Source organism: Streptomyces sp. 2-1, assembly GCF_048564895.1.
GTDB lineage: Bacteria > Actinomycetota > Actinomycetes > Streptomycetales > Streptomycetaceae > Streptomyces > Streptomyces phaeochromogenes.
The window spans coordinates 1,793,941-1,815,118 of the sequence record NZ_CP183383.1; the positions used below are offsets into that span (position 1 = coordinate 1,793,941).

The window sequence follows — 21,178 nt, forward strand, 5'->3', positions numbered from 1 at the left end:
GGCCGTCACGGCGTCATACCTCCTGGGGGGAGTCACTGCTGTCGGAGCTGCTGTCCGAGCTGATGCCGGAGCCACCCAGCGCCATGCTGATGAGGCTGTCGGCGTCCATCGCGTCGATGTCGGGCACTTCGGCCCGCTCCGAACCGTCCTCGCCGGGTCCTCCCCGGGCCTCTTCCCCACCGAGACCGGCGAGTTCGAGCAGCCCGGCCATCAGACCGGCGTCCCGGAGCCGCCGGAGCGGAATGGCCTGCAGCGCCCTGCGGACGCGCTCCTCGTCCCGGGCCGCCGAACCGTCGTCCCCACGTTCGGGGGCGAGCTCGGCGTGCAGGGATTCGGCGAGGGCGTACGGGGTGGGGAAGTCGAAGACGGCGGTGGACCGGACCGGGACGCCCGTGGCCGCCTTGAGCCGGTTGCGGAGTTCGACCGCGCCCAGGGAGTCGAAGCCCATCTCCTGGAAGGCTCGGTCCGGCGCGATGGCCTCCGCCGAGCCGTAGCCGAGCACGGCGGCCACATGGGTACGAACCAGATCGAGTACGAGCCTCTCGCCCTCGGCCAGCGACAGTCCGGCCAGCCGCTCCGCCAACGCCGGTCCGGCCTGCGCGGACGCCCCGCCCGCCACGGCCCGCCGCACCGTCGGCCGTGCGACGGCCCGCAGCACCGCCGGCACGCCTTCGGCCCTGTCACCGATCGCCACCGGATCCAACTGGGCCAGGAACAGCACGGGCAGCGGGACACGGGTGGCGAGATCCAGCAGGGCCAGCCCGTCGACGGCCGACATCTCCCGCATGCCCCATCGCCGGATCCGTTCCCGGTCCCTGTCGGACAGCCCCTGAACCATGCCGTGTCCGTCGCCCCACAACCCCCAGGCCAGGGACTGGGCGGGCAGGCCCTGGGCGGCCCGGTGCTCGGCCAGCGCGGAGAGGAAGAGGTTGGCCGCCGCGTAGTTTCCCTGTCCAGGGCCGTCCACCACGCTGGAGGACGAGGAGAACAGCACGAATGCGGTCAGGTCCAACTCCCGGGTCAGCTCGTGCAGATGCCACGCCCCGTCCGCCTTGGGCCGCAGCACGTACTCGATCTGCTCCTCGGTCAGCGTCTCGATCATCCCGTTGGCCGCGACTCCGGCCGCGTGCACGACTCCCTTGAGGGGGTGCCCGGGATCGACGCCCGCCAGGAGGGCGGCCAGCGCGTCACGGTCGGCGACGTCGCATGCCTCGATACGTACCTGGGCGCCGAGTTCGGACAGTTCGCCGAGGAGCTCGGTGGCACCGGGGGCAGTCAGGCCGCCGCGGCTGATCAGGAGGAGGTGGCGGATGCCGTGCCGGGTGATGAGGTGCCGGGCGACCAGCGCACCGAGACCGCCGGTGCCGCCGGTGACGAGGACGGTGCCGTGTGGGTCCCAGGGGGTGGGTACGTCGCCAACCTGGGGCTGGGGTTGGGTCCGAGTGAGGCGGGGGACTGTGATCTGCCCCGCGCGGAGGGCCAGTTGGTGTTCGCCGGTGGCCAGGGCGTGGGCTGCTGCGGTGGGCAGAGCCGCTTGGGAGTCGGGGTGGTCGTCGGTGTCGATGAGGAGGTGGTGGCCGGGTGTTTCTGCCTGGGCGGAGCGGACCAGGCCCCACACCGCCGCCGCGGCCGGATCGGTGGGTGGGTCCGTGTCGGTCACGGACACCGCGTTGTGGGTGACCAGGGCGATGGGGGTTCGGTCGGAGGTGGTGTGTTCCTGTCCGGCGGAGGACTGGAGGGTGCGGAGGGTGGTGTGCAGTGCGGACCGGACTCGGGTGGTCATGTCGGGGCCGTCGGCTGTGACGTGGTGGAGGGTGACGTCCTGGGTTGTGGGGGTTGTGGGGGTGGTGGGGGTTGGAGTGGCAGGGGGTGTGGGTGCTGGCGTCCAGTCCAGGTGGAAGAGGGCTTGGTGGGCGTGGTGGGTGGAGTGGTCGGCGGTGTTGGGGGTGGCTGGGGCGGGGCGGGTGGTGAGGGAGCTGACTGAGGCGACGGGGGTTCCGTGCGGGTCGGCGAGGTTGATGGCCGTGGTGGTCGGTCCGGTGGGTCGGAGGTGGACGCGTAGGGCGGTGGCTCCGGAGGCGTGGAGGGTCACGCCCTGCCAGGCGAAGGGGAGGTGGGCGGTGGGGGTTTGCGTGCCGTGGTCTCGGTCGTCGTGCCGGTCGTCGCCGTGGCTGCGGTCCTGGTTGTGGTCCTGGCTGTGGTTGGCGCCGGCCAGGGCGTGCAGGGCGGCGTCGAACAGGGCCGGGTGCAGGCCGAAGCTCGTGGCCTGCTCGGCGCTCGGGGTGGGGAGTTCGACCTCGGCGAACACCTCGTCGTCGCGGTACCAGATCGCCCGTACGCCCTGGAAGGCAGGGCCGTAGTGGAGGCCCTGGCGGGCCAGGTGCGGGTAGAGGTCTTCGATGGGTATGGCGTGGGCTCCGGCTGGCGGCCATTGGGTGAGGTCGTCGGCCGCCGCGGTGGCGGTGGCGCTGGTGGTAGCGGTGGTGAGGGTTCCGGAGGCGTGGAGGGTCCAGGGTGCGGTGGGATCTGGGTCGTTGTCGGGGCGGGCGTAGATCTCCAGGGCGGCACGGTCGGTGCCCGGGTCACGCCGGACGATCACCTGGAGGGTGACCGCCGTGTCCGACGGCAGGACGAGGGGTGCCTCGTGGGTCAGTTCCTCCAGGGTGGGGAGGCCGACGATGTCCCCGGCACGGACAGCGAGTTCGACAAAGCCGGTACCTGGGAAGAGGACGGCGTCGTGAACGGCGTGGTCGGCCAGCCAGGAATGACTGCGAGTGGACAGACGGCTGGTGAGAACCGCGCCGGTCTCGTCCGCGGCAACTACCACCGCGCTCAGTAGCGGGTGCTCGGCGGTCTCCAGTCCTGCCTGCTCCACGTTCACTGTGTCTTGTACCGCGTCGATCCAGTAGTGCTTGTGCTGGAAGGGGTAGGTGGGCAGGTCGATGGGGTGGGTTGGCCGGTCTTCGAAGAGGGTGGGCCAGGTGATGGGGATGCCTCGGGTGTGCAAGTCGCCCAGGGCTTGGAGGAGATGGGCGGGCTCGGGTCGGTTCCGGCGCAGAGCGGGAACCGCGTCCCCGTCCTGATCGGCCAGGGGAGTCAGGGTGGCGTCGGGGCCGATTTCCAGGAAGGTGGTCACGCCTTCGGTGCGGAGGGTTTGCAGGCCGTCGTTGAAGCGGACGGTTTCGCGTACGTGGCGTACCCAGTAGTCGGGTGTGCACAGGTCTTTGGGGTCGGCGAGGGTGCCGGTGAGGTTGGAGATCAGGGGGATGACTGGTGGGTGGAAGGTGACCTGGGCGGCGACCTTGCGGAAGGCGGCGAGCATGGGCTCCATCTGTGGGGAGTGGAAGGCGTGGGAGACGCGTAGGCGGCGGGTGTGCTTGAAGTGGGATGCGGCCTGCAGTACAGCGGTTTCCTCGCCGGAGATGACCACCGCGTCGGGGCCGTTGACCGCTGCGATCGCCACCTGTTCCAGGCCCGCCAGGACAGTGGCGACTTCGTCTTCGGTGGCCCGTACTGCGACCATCGCACCCCCGGCGGGCAGTGCCCCCATCAGCCGGGCCCGGGCTGCAACCAGGGCACACGCGTCGGGCAGGGAGAATACGCCGGCCAGGTGTGCGGCGGTCAGTTCGCCGATGGAGTGTCCGGCGAGGTAGTCGGGCCGTACGCCCCAGGATTCCAGCAGTCGGCCCAGCGCCACTTCCAGTGCGAAGAGTGCCGGTTGTGCGAACTCTGTACGGTCCAGACGGCCGTGGCCCTCCGCCTCATCCTCAGGCCACATGATTTCCTGCAGGGGCAGGCCCAGCTCTTCGGCCACCTCGTCCAGGACGCGGGTGAACACCGGGAAGGTGTCGTACAACTCCCTTCCCATGCCCAGGCGTTGGCTGCCCTGGCCGGAGCAGATGAACGCCAGCTTGCCCGGGCGGGCCGAGCCTGTCTCGACCTCCGGCCCCGCCTCCCCCTCAGCGACCTTGCCCAGCCCATGAAGTAGTGCGGCACGGTCGGAGACGGTGACCACTGCCCGGTGCTCCAACGCGGCACGGGTGGTGGCCAGCGAGTAGGAGAGGTCGAGCAGACCCAGGTCGGGCCGCTTTTCGAGGTGGGACAGCAGATTCGCGGCTTGGCCGCGCAACGCCTCCTCGCTCTGACCCGAGATCAGGAATGGCGGCAGCAGTGTCTCCGCAACAGCCGCCGCGTCTCCCACGACACCATCGGGGTCGGCTTGCGGCGGGACCACCTGCTCCTTGTCGCCACTCTGGGGAGCTTCTTCGAGGATGAGGTGGGCGTTGGTGCCGCTGATGCCGAAGGCGGATACGCCCGCTCGGCGGGGGTGGCCGTTGGGTTGCCAGGGTTGGGCCTGGGTGAGCAGTTCCACCGCTCCAGCCGTCCAGTCCACATGCGAGGACGGCTCGGTGACATGCAGGGTCTGGGGCAGTAGGTCGTGGTGCATGGCCATGACCATCTTGATCACACCGGCCACCCCGGCCGCCGCCTGGGCATGCCCGATGTTCGACTTCAATGACCCCAGCCACAACGGCCGCTCCTCGGGCCGGTCCTGTCCGTAGGTGGCGATGAGTGCCTGGGCCTCGATCGGGTCACCCAACGTGGTGCCGGTGCCGTGTGCCTCGACCGCATCCACATCCGCTGCTGTCAGGCCGGCGTTGGTGAGTGCTTGGTGGATGACGCGTTGCTGGGCGGGGCCGTTGGGGGCGGTGAGGCCGTTGGAGGCGCCGTCCTGGTTGACCGCCGAGCCCCGGATCACGGCCAGGATCTGGTGGTTGTTGCGTCGGGCGTCGGAAAGCCGTTCCAGGACGAGGACGCCCACCCCCTCGGACCAGCCGGTGCCGTCGGCGTTATCGGAGAAGGATTTGCAGCGTCCGTCGGGGGCCAGGCCGCGTTGGCGGCTGAACTCGATGAACGTGTCCGGAGTGGACATGACGGTGACGCCGCCGGCCAGGGCGAGGCCGCAGTCGCCGTTGCGCAACGCCTGAGCCGCCAGATGCAGACTCACCAGCGAGGACGAGCAGGCCGTGTCGACGGTCAGGGCGGGTCCTTGCAGGCCGAGGGTGTAGGCGATGCGGCCGGAGATGATGCTGCCCGCACTCGCCCCGGTGGGGTAGTCGTGGTACATCACCCCCGCGAACACTCCGGTGGGCGTGCCCTTGAGCGATTCCGGCACGATCCGGGCGCGTTCCAGCGCCTCCCACGAGACTTCCAGCAGCAGCCGCTGCTGCGGGTCCAGTTCACGCGCCTCCCGCGGGGAGATCCCGAAGAACTCCGGATCAAAGCCCGCCGCACCCTCCAGAAACCCGCCCTCCCGCACGTAGCTGGTGCCGGGGCGTATGGACTCGGGGTCGTAGAGCCGCCCGAGGTTCCAGCCCCGGTCGGCCGGGAACGGGGCAACACCGTCGACGCCCTCGGCGACCAGTCGCCACAAGTCCTCGGGGCTGTTCACTCCGCCCGGGTATCGGCATGCCATTCCGACGATTGCCATCGGCTCGTCCGTATCGGACACCCGTACCGGAGTTGCGGTGTTGTTGCTGCTGGCTGGGGTGGTGTGGAGGTGGGTGAGGAGGTGGTGGGCGAGGGCGGTGATGGTGGGGTAGTCGAAGACGAGGGTGGCGGGCAGGTGCAGGCCGGTGGCGGTGGCCAGGGCGTTGCGGAATTCGACGGCGGTGAGGGAGTCGAAGCCCATCTCGTTGAATGCCCGGCCTGGTTCGATCACCGTTTCCGGGCCGAAGCCCAGCACCACGGCCACCTGAGCACCCACCAGGTCGGCGACCACGGACAGTTGCTGGTCCTCGTCCAGGCCATGCAGCCGACGCGCCAGTGAGGAGCCGTGAGCGTGGGTGATGGTGTTTCGTGTAGCGGGCTTGATCAGGCCGTGCAGGACCGTGGGAATTTCGTCGCGCCGGGTGTGTAAAGCCGTCGGGTCCAGGCGGACCGGGACTGCGAGGGCTTTCCCGCAAGCCACAGCCGTGTCGAACAGAGCCAAGCCCTCCTGGTCGGTGAGGGGCTGGATGCCGGAGCGGGCCAGTCGGGCACGGTCCTGGCCGGTCAGTCGGCCCGCCATCCCCTCCGCCTGCTCCCATGGCCCCCAAGCGAGCGACTGTGCCGGTAGTCCCAGGCTGTGCCGGTGGTGGGCGAGGGCGTCGAGGTAGGTGTTGGCTGCGGCGTAGTTGGCCTGGCCTGCACCGCCGAAGATCCCGGCGATGGAGGAGAACAGGATGAAGGCCGTCAGGTTCTTGTCCTGGGTGAGTTCGTGCAGGTGCCAGGCCGCGTCGGCTTTCGGCTGGAGGACGGTGTCCAGCCGGTCGGTGGTCAGGGACGGCAGCATCCCGTCGTCCAGAACCCCGGCCGTGTGCACCACACCGGACAGTGGGTGTTCGGGGTCAACACCCGCGAGGAGGGCCGCCAGTGCATCGCGGTCGGCGACGTCACACGCCTCGATGTGGACGGTGGCGCCTAGTTCGGACAGTTCCGCCATCAACTCCGTGGCGCCAGGAGCGGTGATGCCGCGGCGGCTGGTCAGCAGCAGCTGCCGCACCCCGTGCCCGGACACGAGATGCCGGGCAACCAACGCCCCCAGACCACCCGTTCCGCCGGTGATGAGGACGGTGCCGGTGGCATTCCACGGCGTGGGATCTTCAGCTGCCTGGGCCGGGGTGTGGGTGAGGCGGGGGATGGTGATCTGCCCCGCGCGGAGGGCGAGTTGATGTTCGCCGGTGGCCAGGGCGTAGGCGGCGGCGGAAGGCAGTGCTGTCTGGGAGTCGGGGTGGTTGTCGGTGTCGATCAGGAGATGGTGGCCGGGTGTCTCGGCCTGGGCGGAGCGGACCAGACCCCACACCGCCGCCGCGGCCAGGTCCACAGGCAGGTCTGTGTCGGTGACGGACACCGCGTGCTGGGTGAGGACGATCAGCGGCGTGGAGCCGGACCCGCCCTCTGGTTCGGTGCCCGGGGATTGGAGGGCGTGCAGAGTGTCCGACAGTGCCAGCCGCAGAGCAGCGGCCGGGCCATCGCCCGCCTGGTTCGTGACCCGGTGGATACGCAGACCCTCCAGCCCAGCAGCCGCACTGTCATGGCCGCTTGGGTCCGGGATGGGTGTCCAGTCGAGGTGGAAGAGGGCTTGGCGGACGGTGTGGTTGGTCGTTTTGGGTGCGGGGCGGGTGGTGAGGGAGGTGACCGTGCCGACGGGGGTTCCGTGCATGTCGGCGAGGTGGATGGCGGTGGAGGTTGGTCCGGTGGGGTGGAGGTGGACGCGCAGTGCGGTGGCTCCCGAAGCGTGCAGCCGCACGCCCTGCCAGACGAACGGCAGATGCACGCCCGGCTCCTGCCCGCCATCGTCACCGTCGTCTTCGCCGGTGCCCGCCAGGGCGTGCAGGGCGGCGTCGAACAGTGCCGGATGCAGCCCGAAGCCCCTCGCCTGCTCGATGGCCTGGGCAGGGAGTTCGACCTCGGCGAACACCTCATCCCCGCGCTCCCAGAGCGCAGACACGCCCCGGAACACCGGACCGTACGCAAGACCCAGCCCGGCCAGCCGCTCGTAGAAGCCGTCCAACGACACCACAACCGCCCGCTCCGGCGGCCAAATCTCCATGCCCGAGGTTGTCGGCTGGGGGGCTTTCTGCTCTGTAGGTATGACCAGGCCGTCGGCATGCCGGAGCCACGGCTCGTCAGGGACGTTCTCGCCGCGCGAGTACACCGCGACCGAGCGCGCGCCGGAGCCCTCGGGCGCGCCCACGACCACCTGAATCACGACAGCGTCACCCTGCGAGAAGACAAGCGGAGCCTCGATGGCCAACTCTCCGACAACGGGGCAACCCACCTCGTCCCCCGCCCGGATCGCCAACTCCACGAAGCCGGTGCCAGGGAACAGCACATTGCCCATCACCTCGTGATCGGCCAGCCACGGATGTGTACCCACGGAAATCCGCCCGGTGAACACCACACCCTCGGAGTCGGCGAGGGCTACAGCAGCGCTCAGTAGTGGGTGTTCGGCGGTCTCCAGTCCTGCCTGCTGCACATCCACCGTGTCCTGCGTGGCGTCCATCCAGTAGTGCTTGTGCTGGAAGGGATAGGTCGGCAAGTCGATGGGGCGGGTGGGCCGGCCTTCGAAGAGGGCCGGCCAGGTGACGGGGACACCTCGGGCATGCAAGTCGCCCAGGGCCCGCAGGAGATGCGCGGCTTCGGGGCGGTCCCGGCGCAGGGCGGGGATCGCGTCTCCGTCCTGGTCGGCCAGGGCGGTCAGGGTGGCGTCGGGGCCGATCTCCAGGAAGGTGCCAACTCCCGCATTGCGCAACGCCTGCATGCCGTCGCCGAACCGGACCGCCTCACGTACGTGGCGTACCCAATAGTCGGGTGTGCACAGGTCGTTCGGGTCGGCGAGGGTGCCCGTGAGGTTGGAGACCAGGGGGATGACCGGTGGGTGGAAGGTGACTTGGGCGGCGACCTCGCGGAAGGCGTCGAGCATCGGGTCCATCTGTGGGGAGTGGAAGGCGTGGGAGACGCGTAGGCGGCGGGTGCGCTGGAAGTGGGATGCGGCCTGTGCGACCGCCGTCTCCTCGCCGGAGATGACCACCGCCTCGGGACCATTCACCGCGGCAATCGCCACCCGCTCCACGCCCGCCAGGACGGCGGCGACCTCGACTTCGGTGGCCCGCACCGCGACCATCGCACCCCCGGCAGGCAGCGCACCCATCAACCGGCCGCGTGCTGCTACCAGCGCACACGCATCCGCCAACGAGAACACCCCGGCCAGGTGTGCGGCGGCCAGTTCACCGACGGAGTGCCCCGCAAGGTAGTCGGGCCGAACACCCCACGACTCCAGCAGACGACCCAACGCCACCTCCAGAGCGAACAGCGCCGGCTGCGCGAACTCCGTACCGTCCAGGCGGCCGTGGCCTTCAGCCCCTTCCGCAGGCCACATGATCTCCCGCAGGGGCAGGCCCAGTTCTTCGGTCACCTCGTCCAGGGCGCGGGCGAACACCGGGAAGGTGTCGTACAACTCCCGTCCCATACCCGAGCGTTGGCTGCCCTGGCCGGAGCAGATGAACGCGAGCTTGCCCGGGCGGGCCACGCCCGTGACCACGTTCGCCCCCGCTTCGCCCTCGGCGACCTGGGCGAGCCCGTCCAACAGCTCGGTCGTCTTCGCACCGACCACTACCGCCCGGTGCTCCAGTCCGGCGCGGGTGGTGGCCAGCGAGTACCCGACGTCCAGCGGGTCCAGGCCCTGCTCGGTGATGTGGGCGGCCAGTTGAGCGGCCTGTGCCCGCAGCGCCGGTTCGGTACGGGCCGACAGCACCCACGGCACCACCGGGAGAGCCGGGGCGGTCTGCCCACTCTGCTCAGGATGTTCAGCTTGAGGGGCTTCTTCCAGGATCAAGTGGGCGTTGGTGCCGCTGATGCCGAACGAGGAGACCCCCGCACGGCGGGGGTGTCCGTTGGGCTGCCAGGGCTGGGCCTGGGTGAGCAGTTCCACCGCCCCCGCCGACCAGTCCACATGCGAGGACGGTTCGGTGACATGCAGGGTCTGGGGCAGCAGGTCGTGGTGCATGGCCATGACCATCTTGATCACACCGGCCACCCCGGCCGCCGCCTGCGTATGTCCGATGTTCGACTTCAGCGACCCCAGCCACAACGGCTGGTCCCCGGGCCGGTCCTGTCCGTAGGTGGCGATCAGTGCCTGGGCCTCGATCGGGTCACCGAGGGTCGTGCCGGTGCCGTGTGCCTCCACCGCATCCACATCCGCCGCGGAGAGCCCCGCACTGGCCAGCGCCTGCCGGATCACCCGCTGCTGAGAAGGACCATTCGGAGCCGTCAGCCCATTGGACGCACCGTCCTGGTTGACCGCCGAACCCCGAACAACCGCCAGCACCCGGTGACCATTGCGCCGCGCCTCGGACAACCGCTCCAGGACAAGGACCCCCACACCCTCCGCCCAGCCCGTGCCATCAGCATCCTCCGAGAACGACTTGCACCGCCCGTCAGGCGCAAGACCCCGCTGACGGCTGAACTCGATAAACGACTCCGGGGTCGACATCACCGTCACCCCACCGGCCAGAGCCAGAGTGCACTCACCGTTGCGCAGCGCCTGAGCCGCCAAATGCAGGCTGACCAGTGATGACGAACACGCCGTATCCACGGTCAGAGCCGGACCCTCCAACCCCAGCGTGTAGGCGACACGCCCCGACACGACACTGCCCGCACTCGCCCCCGTCGGATAGTCGTGATACATCACCCCCGCAAACACCCCGGTCGGCGTCCCCTTCAGCGACTCCGGCACGATCCGAGCGCGTTCCAGCGCCTCCCACGAAACCTCCAGCAACAACCGCTGCTGCGGATCCAGTTCACGCGCCTCCCGTGGGGAGATCCCGAAGAACTCCGGATCGAAACCCGCCGCACCCTCCAGGAACCCGCCCTCACGCACGTAACTCGTCCCGGGACGTGCGGACCCGGGGTCGTAGAGCCGTCCCAGATCCCAGCCCCGGTCGGCCGGGAACGGCGAGAGCCCGTCAACGCCCTCCGCCACCAGCCGCCACAACTCCTCAGGGCTACTGACGCCACCCGGATACCGGCACGCCATCCCCACGATCGCCACCGGCTCATCCGCAGCAGACACCCGTACCGGGGCGGCGGTGTTGTCGCTGTCTGATGGGGAGTTGAGGAGGTGAGCGAGGAGGTGGCGGGCGAGCGTGGTGACGGTGGGGTAGTCGAAGACCAGGGTGGAAGGCAGGCGCAGGCCGGTCGCGGTGGCCAGGGCGTTGCGGAATTCGACCGCGGTCAGGGAGTCGAAGCCCATCTCGCTGAACGCCCGGCCTGGTTCGATCACCGTTTCCGGGCCGAAGCCCAGCACCACCGCCACCTGAACACCCACCAGGTCGGCGACCACGGACAGTTGCTGATCCGCGTCCAGACCGTGCAGCCGACGTGCCAGCGAGGACCCCTGCCCGGCCTTCACGCTCGCGCGACGGCCCTGCCGCCCGACCAGCCCCGCAAAGACGGTCGGAACCTCCCCGGCCCCCGCGTGCAGACCAGCCAGGTCCAACCGCACCGGGACCACAGCCGGCACCGCATCCGGCAGCGCCAAGGCCGCGTCGAACAGGGCCAAGCCCTCCTCGTCGGTGAGGGGCAGGACGCCGGAGCGGGCCAGCCGGGCACGGTCCTGGCCGGTCAGCCGGCCCGCCATCCCCTCCGCCTGCTCCCACGGCCCCCAGGCCAACGACTGCCCAGACAGCCCCAAGCCCTGCCTGTGCTGCGCCAGAGCATCCAGGAACGCGTTCGCCGCCGCGTAGTTGGCCTGGCCCGCGCCACCGAAGACACCCGCGATCGACGAGAACAGTACGAACGTCGAGAGATCCATCTCCCGGGTGAGTTCGTGTAGATGCCAGGCCGCGTCCGCCTTCGGCCGCAGCACGGACTCCAGCCGGTCCGGGGTCAGATCGGCCAGCAGGGCGTCGTCCAGGACCCCGGCCGCGTGCACCACACCCGTCAGCCGATGATCCGGATCAATACCGGCCAACAGCCCGGCCAGCGCCTCACGGTCGGCGACATCACACGCCTCGACCCGCACCACCGCACCCAGTTCCGACAGCTCCGCCACCAACTCACCCGCACCAGCAGCCGCCATACCCCGACGACTCACCAGCAGCAAACGCCGCACCCCGTGAACGGCCACCAGATGCCGGGCAACCAACGCCCCCAGACCACCCGTACCACCCGTAACCAACACCGTGCCGTCCGGATCCCACGGCGTGGGAGCTTCGGCGGCCCGGGCCTGGACGCGCGCCAGGCGGGAACCGTGGCGGACGCCCTCGCGGATCAGCAGCTCCGATTCCATGCCTGCCGTCTGGTCCAAGGTGGCCAGCAGCGCCTCGGAGTCCGGGTGGCTGTCCAGGTCGGCGAGCAGGATCCGGCCGGGGTTCTCCATCTGCGCGGATCGAGTCAGGCCCCAAACGGCTGCCCCGGCCGGGTCGATGGCCTCTTCAAGGGAACGGGCCACGGCCTCCCGTGTGACGACCACCAAGGTGGAGGTCGAGAACCGTTCCTCGGCCAGACAAGCCTGCAGTGCGTCCAGTGCATGCTGTGCCCTCGGGCCAACCAGTCCTCCGGTCTCCCGGAGGTCGAGGACGATGACGTCCGCCGCGTCCACGGCCGTCACCTCCGACGCGGACCGCACGGTGGCGACACGCCTCTCATTCACCTCGCCGGGAACGGAGGCCGGGGTGACGGGAATCCACTCCATCTGGAAGAGCGAGCGGTGGCCGTCGGACGCTGTCTCACTCAGCTGCCCGGCGGAGATCTCGCGGTAGGCGAGAGAGTCCACTGTCGCAACATGCGCGCCGACGCCGTCGGCCAGCGTCATCCGCAGTGCGGAACCGGCAACCGAGATCTTCACCCGTAGCTGCGAGGCGCCGGTGGCGTAGAGGCGAACGCCACTCCAGGCGAAGGGAATTGCGGGCCCACCGCCCGTATCGCCGCCACCATCGCGCTCGCTACCACCAACGCCGTCGCCGCTGCCATCGCCGCTGCCGTCGTCGCTGCCATCGTCGACAAAGAACTTGGCGTGCAGGGCGGCGTCGAGCAGCGCGGGGTGGATGCCGAATGCGGCGGCGTCACCGGCGGCTGTCTCGGGCAGTTCGACCTCGCAGAACACCGTGTCGTCCAGCTGCCAGGCCGCCCGCAGCGCCTGGAACATCGGCCCGTACGCGAGTCCGTATCCGACGAGCCTGTCGTAGAAGTCGTCGAGTGGCAGTGGGGTGGCGTGGGCGGGCGGCCATGTCTCCATGCCTGTCGGCCCGTTGGCCGGGGCGGTGTCCCGGGCAGTGTCCGGGGCGAGGAAGCCTTCGGCGTGCAGGGTCCATTCCTCGTCGAAGGCCGCGTCCTCGGGCCGCGCGTGTACACGTACCTCCCGACGCCCCTCCGCATCGGGAGCGCCCGCCATCACCTGCACCGCCACCCCACCCCGCTCGGGCAGGACCAGCGGCGCGTGCAGCGTGAGCTCCTCCACCAGCGCGCAGCCCACCTCGTCGCCCGCCCTGACGGCCAGTTCGACGAAGCCGGTGCCGGGGAACAGCACAGTGCCCATCACCGCGTGATCGGCCAGCCACGGCTGCCCCTGGACCGACAGACGGCCCGACAGGACCACACCACCCGAGCCGGGCAGCTCCACCACCGCACCCAGCAACGGGTGTTCGGCGCTCACCAGACCCGCAGCACCCACCTCACCCCCCGCCTGGGCAGAACTCGTCCAGTAGTGCTTGTGCTGGAAGGGGTAGGTCGGCAGGTCGACAGGGCGGGTGGGCCGGCCTTCGAAGAGGGCGGGCCAGGTGACGGGGACACCTCGGGTGTGCAAGTCGCCCAAGGCCCGCAGGAGATGGGCCGCCTCAGGCCGGTCCCGACGCAGAGCCGGAATCGCGTCCCCGGCCTGATCGGCGTCTGCGGACAGTGCCGCAAGGGCGGTCAGGGTCGCGTCGGGGCCGATCTCCAGGAACGTGCCGACTCCCGCGTCGCGCAACGCCTGCATACCGTCGCCGAAGCGAACCGCCTCGCGGACATGCCGTACCCAGTACTCAGGCGTGCACAGGTCCTCCGGGTCCGCGAGAGCACCGGTCAGGTTGGACACCAGCGGAATCACCGGCGGATGGAACGTCACCTGCGCGGCAACCTCGCGGAAGGCAGCCAGCATCGGCTCCATCAACGGCGAGTGAAAGGCGTGCGAGACCCGCAACCGCCGCGTGCGCTCGAAGCGAGCCGCAGCCCGCATCACGGCACTCTCCTCGCCGGAGATCACGACAGCGTCGGGGCCGTTGACCGCCGCGATCGCCACCCGCTCCAGACCGAGATCCTGGTCCGCCAGAACGGCAGCCACCTCGCCCTCGGTGGCCCGCACCGCGACCATCGCCCCACCCGCAGGCAACGCACCCATCAACCGACCACGCGCCACCACCAACGCACACGCATCCGCCAGCGAGAACACCCCGGCCAGATGCGCAGCGGCCAGTTCACCGACCGAGTGCCCGGCGACATAGTCCGGCCGCACACCCCACGACTCCAACAACCGCCCAAGCGCCACCTCCAACGCGAACAACGCCGGCTGCGCGAACTCCGTACCATCCAGACGACCGTGGCCATCAGCCTCTTCAACGGGCCACATGACCTCCCGCAAGGGCAGACCCAGCTCCCCGATCACCTCATCCAGCACACGGGCAAACACCGGGAACGACTCATACAACTCCCGCCCCATACCCAGCCGTTGACTTCCCTGACCGGAACAGACGAACGCCAGCCGACCACCAACCGGCAACCCACCCAACCGCTCACCCCGGGCCACCGCCTCCAGCTCAGCCACCAACTCGGCAGTATCCGCACCAACCACCACCACCCGGTGCCCCAGTGCCGCACGCGTAGCAGCCAGCGAATACCCGACATCCACCACATCCAGATCCCGCTCGCCCACATGGGCGGCAAGACGCGCCGCCTGCTCCCGCAACGCCTCCCCCGTACGAGCCGACAACACCCACGGCACCACCGGCAAAGCCGGGCCAGACCCCTCGGCCTCCTCAGAACCCTCCGCGCTCTCCGTCTCCGGAGCCTCTTCGAGGATCAAGTGGGCGTTGGTGCCGCTGAGCCCGAACGAGGAGACGCCCGCCCTGCGGGGATGGCCGTTGGGCTGCCAGGGCTGGGCCTGGGTGAGCAGTTCGACCGCACCTGCCGACCAGTCGACATGTGGTGACGGCTCATCCACGTGCAGCGTCCGGGGCAGCACACCATTGCGCATCGCCATGACCATCTTGATCACACTCGCGACGCCGGAAGCCGCCTGTGTGTGACCGATGTTCGACTTCAGCGAACCCAGCCACAACGGCCGGTCCCCCGACCGGTCCTGCCCATACGTGGCCAGCAGCGCCTGCGCCTCGATCGGGTCACCCAACGCCGTACCCGTACCGTGCGCCTCCACCGCATCCACATCCGCCGCGGAGAGTCCGGCACTCGCCAACGCCTGCCGAATCACCCGCTGCTGAGAAGGACCATTCGGAGCGGTGAAACCGTTGGAGGCGCCGTCCTGGTTGACCGCCGAACCCCGGATGACGGCCAGTACCCGGTGGCCGTTTCGCCGCGCCTCGGACAACCGCTCCAGGGCGAGGACGCCGACGCCCTCGCCCCAGCTGGTGCCGTCGGCCGAAGCCGAGAACGCCTTGCAGCGGCCGTCGCGGGACAGCGCGCCCTGGCGGCTGAACTCGGTGAACATGTCGGGCGTGGACATCACGGACACGCCGCCGGCCAGGGCGAGCGAGCATTCGCCGCGCCGCAGTGCCTGACTGGCGAAATGGATCGCGACCAGCGATGACGAGCAGGCCGTGTCCACCGTGACCGAGGGTCCTTCCAGGCCCAGGGTGTAGGAGACGCGGCCCGAGATGACACTGCCCTGGACGGCGCTGGCGACGTAGTCGTGGTGCATCAGGCCCGCGTACACGCCCGTCGGGCTGCCCTTGAGTGTTCCCGGGTCGATGCCGGCACGTTCGAACGCCTCCCAGGACGCTTCCAGCAGCATCCGGAACTGGGGGTCGAGCCGCAGCGCCTCGCGCGGGGAGATACCGAAGAACTCCGGGTCGAACTCCGCGGCTTCGTAGACGTATCCGCCGTCGAGGACGTAAGTGGTCTCCGGGCGGCTTAGTTCGGGGTCGAGCAGTCGGTCGAGGTTCCAGCCCCGGTTGGTGGGGGGATCGGAGGTGATGCCGTCGACGCCGTCGGCGACCAACTGCCACAGGCCCTCGGGGCTGGTGACACCGCCGGGGTAGCGACAGGCGATGCCGATGACGGCGATCGGGTCGTCGTCGGCCTCGGTTGACGCGACCATGGGGGCCGCCACGAACAAGTCGGTACCGGATGCCTCGGCGAGCAGGAAGTCGGTCAGGGCGCGCGAGCTCGGATGGTCGAAGACGACGGTGGCCGGCACCCGCAGGCCCGTCGCGGTCTGAAGGCGGTTGCGGAGTTCGACGGCGGTCAGGGAGTCGAACCCCAGCTCCTGGAAGGCGCGTTCTGCCTCGATGGCGTCGGCCGCCGCGTGGCCGAGGACGGCCGCCACATGGGTGCGTACCAGGTCGAGAACGGTCCGCTCCCGGTCGGCGTCGGACAGCCCGGCCAACTGGGCGGCGAGGGCCGGGGTGTCGGCCGCCGCCCGTTCGCTGCGGGCCGCTCGCCGGAGTGGCGCGCGGACCAGGCCCCGCAGGATGTGCGGGATGCCGTCGGTGCGGGCCCGGATCGCCGCGGTGTCGAGGTGGATCGCCACAGGCACGGGCTCGGTCGTCGCGACGGCCGCGTCGAGCAGCCGGAGGCCTTCGGTGACGGTGAGTTCGAGCATGCCCCAGCGGTTGACGCGCGCCACGTCGGCCGCGCTGAGCTGCCTCCTCATGCCCTGGCCCTCTCCCCACAGGCCCCAGGCCACGGTCCGGGCGGGCAGGCCCTGGGCACAACGGAGTTCGGCGAGGGCGTTGAGGAAGAGGTTGGCCGCCGCGTAGTTGCCCTGTCCGGGGCCGTTGACCAGGCTGGCCGACGAGGAGAACAGTACGAACGCGGTCAGGGGCATGTCGCGGGTCAGCTCGTGCAGGTTCCAGGCGCCGTCCACCTTGGGCCGCAGCACGTAGTCCAACTGCTCCGGGGACAGGGCGTCGACGACGCCGTTGTCGGCGACACCGGCCGTGTGCACGACGCCTGTCAGTGGGTGTTCGGGGTCGATGGTGGTGAGGAGCGCAGCCAGGGCGTCACGGTCGGCGACATCGCACGCCTCGACGCGCACCGAGGTGCCCGCTCCCGCTGCGGACAGTTCCGATACGAGGTCGGCGGCGCCGTCGGCAGCCAGGCCCGTGCGGCTGACCAGCAGCAGGTGGCGTACGCCGTGCTCGGCCACGAGGTGTCGGGCCACGACGCTGCCCAGGCCGCCGGTGCCGCCCGTGATCAGCACGGTTCCGGCGGCGGACCACGAGGGGGTGGAGGCTTCTTCGGCGGCCGGTGTCGCGACGGTCTCCAGCCGGGGAACGAGACCCGCCCCGGCGCGCAGCGCGAGCTGCGGCTCGCCCGAGGCTACGGCGGCGGCGACGGCGGCCTCGGAGGCCGGATCGTCGTCCACATCGATCAGCACGTACCTGTCGGGAGTCTCCGCCTGGGCCGACCGCACCAGACCCCAGACCGCCGCACCCGGGAGATCGGTGACCGCCTCGGCGTCCGTAGCAGAGTTCGCCTCGCCGCCCGTAGCGGAGTTCGCCTCGCCGGCCGCGGCGGAGACCGCTCCGTGCGTCACCACGACCAGGCGCCCGGGTCCCTGCCACTCCTGAAGTGCCGCCAGGACGTGGTGAGTTGCGTAGCGGACCTGCTCCGGGACGGGGCCCTCCAGGTTGCGGGGGCTGTGCAGCACGGTGAAGCCTTCGGAGGAGTCAACCGGAGCCGCTCCGGCGTCCGCCGGGTCGAGGGGAACCGGTGTCCAGTTCACCCGGTACAGGGACCCCCCGCTGCCGGTGCCCCGGAACCCGCTGAGCTGTTCCACCGAGACGGGGCGGGCGATCAGCGAGTCGACGGTGAGCACGGGTGCACCGGTGGTGTCGGCCACCGACAGGCGCAGTCCGTCGCCGTGCGGCGAGACCTTCACCCGCACCGCGGAGGAACCCGTCGCCAGCAGGGAGACGCGGTTCCAGGCGAACGGGATCGAGGTCTCCCCCATGCCCTTGTCGTCGTCCGCGTCACCCGAGTCCAGGAACCGGGTCTGCAGGGCGGCGTCCAGCAGGGCGGGGTGCACACCGAACCCGGCGGCGTCGGTCTGCGCCTCGGTCGGCAGGACGATCTCGGCGAACAGGTCCGTGCCGCGCCGCCAGGCCGCGCGCAGGCCCTGGAACGAAGGGCCGTACGCGAATCCCTGCTCGACCAGCCGCTCATAGAGCCCGTCCACCGGCAAGGCGGTCGCCCGCTCCGGGGGCCAGACCACCAGATCCGAGGTCGTCGGCTCGGGGGTCTCCTCCTCTGCCGGCACGACCACACCGCCGGCGTGCCGCAGCCACGGCTCGTCGGGGACGTTCTCACCGCGCGAGTACACCGCGACCGAGCGCGCGCCGGAGTCCTCGGGCGCACCCACGACCACCTGGATCACGACAGCGTCACCCTGCGAGAAGACAAGCGGGGCCTCGATGGTCAACTCGTCGACCACCGGGCAACCCACCTCGTCCCCCGCCCGGATCGCCAACTCCACGAAGCCGGTGCCGGGAAGCAGTACGGTACCCATCACCGCGTGATCGGCCAGCCACGGATGCGTACGTGTGGAAAGCCGCCCGGTGAACACCACACCCCCGGAGTCGGCGAGGGCAACCGCGGCGCTCAGCAGTGGGTGGTCGATGGGCCCCAGGCCGATCGACGCGGCGTCTCCGGCGGGAGTCACACCGTCCATCCAGTAGCGCCGGCGCTGGAAGGCGTACGTGGGCAGGTCCACGGGGCGAGTGGGCCGGTCCTTGAAGAGTGCGGGCCAGTCGACGGGGACGCCGCGGGTGTGCAGGTGGCCGAGCGCCTTCAGCAGGTGGGGAGCTTCTGGCCGGTCCCGGCGCAGGGCGGGGATCGCGTCCCCCGCCTGGTCGGCGTCTGCGGACAGGGTCGCGAGGGCGGTCAGAGTGGCGTCGGGGCCGATCTCCAGGAACGTACCGACTCCCGCGTCGCGCAACGCCTGTATGCCGTCGCCGAAGCGGACCGCTTCGCGTACGTGGCGTACCCAATAGGCGGGTGTGCACAGGTCCTTCGGGTCGGCGAGAGCGCCTGTGAGGTTGGAGACCAGCGGAATCACCGGCGGGTGGAACGTGACCTGCGCAGCGACCTCGCGGAAGGCAGCCAGCATCGGGTCCATCAACGGCGAGTGGAAGGCGTGCGAGACCCGCAGCCGCCGTGACCGCTCGAAGCGGGCCGCGACCAGTGCGACCGCCGTCTCCTCACCGGAGATGACCACCGCGTCGGGTCCGTTGACCGCCGCGATCGCCAGCCGCTGCTGACCGAGATCCTGGTCCGCCAGGACGGCGGCGACCTCGTCCTCGGTGGCCCGTACTGCGACCATCGCACCGCCCGCAGGCAGCGCACCCATCAACCGGCCACGCGCCGCAACCAACGCGCACGCATCCGGCAGCGAGAACACCCCGGCCAGATGCGCAGCCGCCAGCTCACCGACGGAGTGCCCGGCGAGGTAGTCGGGCCGAACACCCCACGACTCCAGCAGACGACCCAACGCCACCTCCAGAGCGAACAGCGCCGGCTGCGCGAACTCCGTACCATCCAGACGACCGTGGCCATCAGCCTCTCCTACGGGCCACATGACCTCCCGCAAGGGCAGGCCCAGCTCCCCGATCACCTCATCCAGGGCGCGGGCAAACACCGGGAACGACTCGTACAACTCCCGTCCCATACCCAGCCGTTGACTGCCCTGGCCGGAACAGACGAACGCCAGCTTGCCCGGCCGGACCGCGCCCGCCGCCACCACGTTCGCCCCGGTCTCCCCCTTGGCAAGCGTGTCCAGCCCGCTCAGCAGGCCGACGCGGTCGGTGGCGGTGATGGCCGCCCGGTGGTCGAACGCGGCGCGGGTGGTGGCCAGTGCGTGGGCGAGGTCGCGCAGGACCAGGTCGGGCCGCTGTTCGAGGTGGGACAGCAGTTGGGCGGCCTGGTCGCGCAGCGCCTCCTCGTTCCTGCCCGAGACCAGGAACGGCGGCATCGATGATTCGGCAGACGACTTGTCACCCGGCTCGGACCGGTGCGGGGTCGTAGACGCCTCTTCCTCGGCCTCCGGGGCCTCTTCGAGGATGAGGTGGACGTTGGTGCCGCTCATGCCGAACGAGGAGACACCCGCCCGGCGGGGACGGCCCTCGGGACGCCATGCCCGCGCATCGGTCAGCAGTTGCACGGCCCCGGCCGACCAGTCCACATGCGAGGTCGGCTCGGTGACATGCAGGGTTCGGGGCAGCAGGTCGTGGCGCATGGCCATGACCATCTTGATCACACCGGCCACCCCGGCCGCCGCCTGGGCGTGACCGATGTTCGACTTCAGGGAGCCCAGCAACAACGGCCGGTCCGTGGGCCGTTGCCCATACGTGGCCAGCAGCGCCTGGGCCTCGATCGGGTCACCCAGGGTGGTGCCGGTGCCGTGCCCCTCGACGACATCGACGTCCGCCGGTGTCAGACGGGCGTTCATGAGGGCCTGACGGATGACGCGTTGCTGGGCGGGGCCGTTGGGGGCGGTCAGGCCGTTGGAGGCGCCGTCCTGGTTGACCGCCGAGCCGCGAATCACGGCCAGTACCCGGTGGCCGTTGCGCCGCGCCTCGGACAACCGCTCCAGCATCACCAGGCCGACGCCCTCGGACCAGCCGGTGCCGTCGGCGCTCTCGGAGAAGGGCTTGCAGCGTCCGTCGGCGGCCAGACCTCCCTGGCGGCTGAACGCGACGAACGGTTCGGGCTTGACCAGCAGCGCCACTCCCCCGGCCAACGCGAGCGAGCACTCCTGGCGGCGCAGCGACTGGCAGGCGAGGTGCATGGCGACGAGCGAGGAGGAGCAGGCGGTGTCCACGGTCACGGCCGGGCCTTCGAGCCCCAGCGTGTAGGAGACCCGCCCGGTGATCACGGCGCCGGCGCTGCTGGTGCTCATGTGCGCCTCGGCGATCTCGGGCCGGGTGGCCACCAGTTCGCCGTACGCCTGGCTGCTCGACCCGACGAACACGCCGACCGGACCGCCGCGCAGTGTGTGGGGGTCGATGCCGGCTCGTTCGCAGACCTCCCAGGCGGTCTCCAGGATCAACCGCTGCTGGGGGTCCATGGTGAGCGCCTCGCGCGGCGATATGCCGAAGAAGCCCGGATCGAAGTCACCGATGTCCGAAACGAAGCCGCCCTCGTGGACGTACGAGGCGCCCGGCCGGTCCGGGTCCGGGGTCAGGAGTGCGTCGAGGTCCCAGCCCCGGTCGGACGGAAAGGGCTCGATCGCGTCGTTCCCCTCGGCGACCAGCCGCCACAGGTCGTCCGCCGAACGGATGCCTCCGGGATAACGGCAGCTCATCGCCACGATGGCGATCGGCTCCTGCTCCTGAGCCTCCGCCTGCCGCAGCCGCTGACGCGTCTGGTGCAGTTCGGCGCTGACCTTCTTGAGGTAATCGAGAATCTTCTTCTCGTCCTCCAC

Annotated in this window: 1 protein-coding gene; it reads right to left on the minus strand. The window is 70.3% G+C overall.

Going from position 1 to position 21,178, the window contains the following annotated elements:
- Positions 1 to 13: 13 nt before the first annotated feature.
- Positions 14 to 21,178, minus strand: coding sequence for a type I polyketide synthase (locus tag ACN20J_RS08105; RefSeq protein WP_419668852.1), 21,165 nt, complete (start codon positions 21,176 to 21,178; stop codon positions 14 to 16).